The sequence below is a fragment of the Marinospirillum perlucidum genome (assembly GCF_003336805.1).
Lineage (GTDB): Bacteria > Pseudomonadota > Gammaproteobacteria > Pseudomonadales > Halomonadaceae > Marinospirillum > Marinospirillum perlucidum.
The window spans coordinates 1-4371 of record NZ_QFWJ01000020.1; the positions used below are offsets into that span (position 1 = coordinate 1).

At 45.0% G+C, this 4371-nt stretch carries 4 protein-coding genes; 2 read left to right on the forward strand and 2 right to left on the reverse strand.

What is annotated here, in order from left to right; translation table 11 throughout:
* Together istB and DFK18_RS14400 are read left to right on the forward strand one after the other, a co-directional pair.
* On the forward strand, positions 1 to 563 hold a 563-nt coding region (istB, locus tag DFK18_RS14395), incomplete at its 5' end, for an IS21-like element helper ATPase IstB (protein WP_114418972.1).
* Positions 564 to 753: 190 nt separating this feature from the next.
* Complete coding sequence (locus DFK18_RS14400) at positions 754 to 1362, forward strand: response regulator transcription factor (RefSeq protein ID WP_114418973.1); 609 nt, start codon at positions 754 to 756, stop codon at positions 1360 to 1362.
* Positions 1363 to 1367: 5 nt separating this feature from the next.
* Here the strand turns inward: DFK18_RS14400 and DFK18_RS14405 are convergent, their stop codons facing one another.
* Together DFK18_RS14405 and DFK18_RS14410 are read right to left on the reverse strand one after the other, a co-directional pair.
* A complete protein-coding gene (locus DFK18_RS14405; RefSeq protein ID WP_114418974.1) occupies positions 1368 to 2651 on the reverse strand; it encodes a sensor histidine kinase in 1284 nt (427 codons plus the stop codon).
* A 77-nt stretch (positions 2652 to 2728) separates the two neighbouring features.
* Entirely contained in the window at positions 2729 to 3979 is a 1251-nt protein-coding gene (locus DFK18_RS14410; protein WP_114418975.1) for a hypothetical protein, read from the reverse strand.
* Positions 3980 to 4371: the final 392 nt, after the last annotated feature.

Consider the following 4371-nt stretch of genomic DNA (forward strand, 5'->3'; position numbering starts at 1 on the left):
ACTTCAAACAGGCTCACTTCTCGATGGAAAAACGCCTGGACGACTTCGATTACCGTCATCAGACCACCATCAATAAACGCCAGATCAGTGCACTGCTGGACTTCAACTTCCTGGATCAACGTCAGAACCTGGTGTTTATCGGTCCACCGGGGGTGAGCAAGACCCACCTGGCCATCGGCCTGGGTTACAAAGCCATCGAAGCAGGTTATCGGGTGGTCTTCAAAACCGCCATGGCCCTGGTGGAAGAACTGGAGCTGGCTGAAAAGCGAGGTGAACTGAAAAAGCGGATCAGCCTGCTGGCCAAAAACGACCTGCTGATCATTGATGAGCTGGGCTATCTGCCCATGAGCCGCCAGTCCCGCTACAACCTCTTCCAGCTGGTCAACAGCCTGTATGAATACCGCTCTATTATCTTGACCACCAACAAGGACTTCACCGACTGGGGAGAGTTCTTCCATAACGACAATGTGGCTATCCCCATCGTAGACCGGATTATCCATCACTCACACATCTTCATGCTGGGAGGAGAGAGCTATCGACTGAAAGAAAAGTTAACCAACTAACGCACCAGGTGGGTCAATTTTATTGGCCAAAGGTGGGTCAAAATAAATGGCCATTGACATCCGGCTATGATCAAATTATGGTCTCATTTTCAACTGATTGTTCTTACTATGATATCCAGCTATACGATGATATTGGTCAGCCGATTGGTAGTCCACTGACAGTTTATAATTGATTTAATTGAGCTGGCTTTTGAATATTCTGTTAATTGATGATCACCCTGTATTCTCTGATGCCCTGGCTATGATGCTGGAGGCAAGAATAGAAGATACTCAGGTGCTTTGCCATTACTCGGTTAAAGATGCTATAGGCTATCTGGATTCAGCTCAGAAAGTGGATCTGATTTTAGTTGATATCCAGATGCCAACACTGGACGGTATCGCTTTTATCGGCTGGTTAAAGCGAACCGGGTTTAATATTCCCTGTGCTGCCGTTTCCGGGGTGGACGATCCGGAAACCATTCTGGAGTTTCGTAACAGTGGTGGCAGGGGTTATATTTCCAAGTCAGCATCTTACGATCTGCTCATCAAGGCTGTGAAGGAGTTGGCCGCAGGCCATGAATATTTCCCTTCTCTTAAAGTCAGCGAAAAAGATGAAATTCTGATATCAACACTCACGAACAAACAGCTAAAAATAGTGATGTTACTTCAGGATGGACACAGTTATGCCGGTGTTGCAGAAGCGATGGGGATTAGTATTAATACTGTAAAAAGCCATGTCCGAAACATCTATGAGTTAGTCGGTGTTAGCAGCAAAATAGCCTGCCTTAATAAATTAAAGGAGCTTGGTGTTATTGGCTGATACGCTTATTTATTTGCAATCTTGTAGTTAATAAAGAGCGAAAAAACTGTCCCTTTTCCATCCTTTGATCTCAGGCTGTATCGGGCATTAATCATCTGGCAGCTTTCTTCGATGACTGATAGACCCATACCTGAGCCATTTTTAATATCTGTTGTTACGCCTTTCTGTCTGACTTTTTTCAAATGGTCACGCTTTATTCCAACGCCCGAATCCGCAATAGTTATTTTGAGAATTCCGTTCGGTTGTAACTTAGCTTTCACGAAGATAACCCCGGAAGGAGTGAACCGGCTGGCATTATGCATAGCGTTATTCAGTATTTTTCTGACATACACCGCGTGATGCACCATGATTTCCGGGCAGCCCAAATGCTGGATCTGCACAGAATCAGAGAGAAAAATCTTATAATTGCCGATCAGTTGGTTGAGTAAGTTTGACAGTTCGGTGTTTCCGGAAATCGCATTTGCAGCCTCTTCGATCAGCATTTTTGCTGTATTGGTGGTTTGGGCAATTTTTTCCAGTGTCTCTGTAATCTGTTCCGGTTTGTTCTTTTGCGCCAATAACGCTGCGCTATAGAGATGAATGGCTTGAATAGGCTGTTTAATATCATGGCTCAGGGCAGTTAATGCCCGTGATTTTTCCTGATGCAGTTGAGTATTTTCTTCTGATGATGCTTTGTGCAGAATCCTCAAACGAATCAGCTCAGTCTGCTGCTTGGATGTCATTCGACTGAAAATCAGTAACATCAGATAAGACAGAATAGGCAGAATCACAACCATCTTTTGTTCTATAGGCAGAGCATTGGCCATGCCATAGGTTAAGGCCAGAAAAACCGGGGTTAAAAAAGTGATATAAAGCCCGGGGTAAACCGCCATAGTGATCGATGGCATACTGCAACCGATCAGTATGAGGGTAAACACAGTAAAGGAGGTGACCAGATCCGCATTAGTCAGAAAGATTAACGGGATGGAACCCCAGTGAATTCCCCAGATTGCAGCCAGATAAATATGCTTCCATTGGTGCTGGTGGGTTTTATCACGGTTACTGTTTTTAAGCAGGAAAAGGGAATTCAGTGCTGCAATACAGAGTGTACTCAGCCAGATAATGAGGTTTTCAATGGTGGTTTGCTGGTAAAAGTACAGGCCTATGCCGCAACTCAGCAAAAATGAAAACAGCATGCGGGAGCGAACTTCTTCTATAAAAAGATGATGCTTCTCTCTGTTTATCAGGCTTTCGATATCCAGCCGCGTCCTAGCTGAAGCCGGAGTGTCATTCCGTTTTACATTTTCCATTGCATTAATCCTATACGTCAAAAAGCAGATACCCCTTATGGGGTACCTGCTTTTTTATAGTACCAGCTCTTTAAGTATTAAGGATAAACTGGAGAGTTTAGCTCCAGAATGTTGCCTTTATCCGTTGCGTCATGGCACCACATTTTATCACCGACATTGCCATTATATTTCAGCACTAATCGGTCCTCGCAGCGTTCAGTTAAAGTATCAGTTGATTTAGCGAAGGTTCGGGCTGGTTTTACGCCAGATCTGTCATACGCGGCCATGACAATACCTGTATCTCCATAGTTTGAAGTCATATAGATCAGATCGTAATCGGAGCTTTCAATCACAGCGATATCACTGATACGCATCATCTGCTCAAGACCTGTAAAAGCATCTGTTTCAGTAGTAGTAACGGTTGATATAGTCGGCGTTGTTGGGTTCGGATTCATGAAAAGCAGAGAAGTTTCACTATTGACCGAGTCGTTAAGAGTAAAATAAACCCCATAGTTATTGGCAGCAATGCCTGCTAATTCGTCAGCGCCACTTGCCTTGTATAGGTTTTCCGCATTGTCAGTAGCTCCTGATTTCAGGGCAATAGCTCCAGATGCATCAACGTCAACAGTTTTATCGATCGTCAGACGGGTACGAACAACTCTGTCGTTGTTGGTCATAGGAGAACCTGATGTCATCATGGAATTGCCGACCGTGTAGATAACAGCTTCGTAGGCAGTTGAAGTGCCTCCCGTAAACCTGGCATCAATGGAGTGACAATCCCGCATCTCGAACCTTCCATATGCGTCTAAACCGGTCAAGTCGAAAGTGACTACCTTACTAGGATCATCACGCTTAAAAATCTGCAGGCTTGCTGCTGCTGTGTATCCTGACGTGTTACTACCGTCCTGACACAACACTACATAGTCTTCCATGGTATCAACATCAGCGTAATCCATTGTGTCATTAAGGTTGTCAATGTTCTTAATTTCGGCAAGAACCGTAGAATCAGGAGCGGCAGAGCGTACAGAGAAAATATCACCGTCCTGCCCATCTTTTGGCGTGCCTTTCAGAATTGTGATGGTATCGCTGCCAGAACCATGACGGGCCAAACCCAGAAGGCGATCATTGCCCAGGTCCCAGGTTTCATCGTGCAGTTGTACGACGCTGCTGCCGCCACCTGTACTGCCGCCACCTGTACTGCCGCCACCTGTACTGCCTGCTGTACTGCCTGAACCACTACCATCACCACTGCCGTTACTACCACCGCTGCCACCCAGGCAGCCTGTTAGTGCTACAGACATAGCAAGTGCTAATAAGGTCAGCTTAGATTTTGAATCAAAAATAGACATGAGTATCCCCTTTGAACTTTCCGATTAAGTCAGCACAGACTAGCGTTTTGATTGATTTCTGAACCTCGCGAAAAAGGGTGGTTTTGTGTAACACCTTGTAATTTTGCGCAGGGGTTATCAGTTTTGGATAGAGTATTTGCCTGATAAGGTCATAATTATTTAAAGAGCAATCAGGTTTCAGCCCGATTACGTTCGACATAGATATTGAAAACGAAAGAGGCAGATACTCCACATGAGTATCTGCCTCTATGTATAAGCCAGCTTATTAGGGAGCCTCTGATCAACGTGATGAGCGCAGGTTAGGGCTGAATTCATTCCTGATAAATTCCAGCACTTCCTACATCCGTGTAGGTCGCCAGCGAAATTGAACGAAAAAGCGGAGTTTACAAGTA

What these genes read in the sequence shown, in the direction of transcription:
- DFK18_RS14405 (WP_114418974.1), bottom strand. Translation starts at nt 2,651, where the DNA reads ATGGAAAATGTAAAACGGAATGACACTCCGGCTTCAGCTAGGACGCGG.
- DFK18_RS14410 (WP_114418975.1), bottom strand. Translation starts at nt 3,979, where the DNA reads ATGTCTATTTTTGATTCAAAATCTAAGCTGACCTTATTAGCACTTGCT.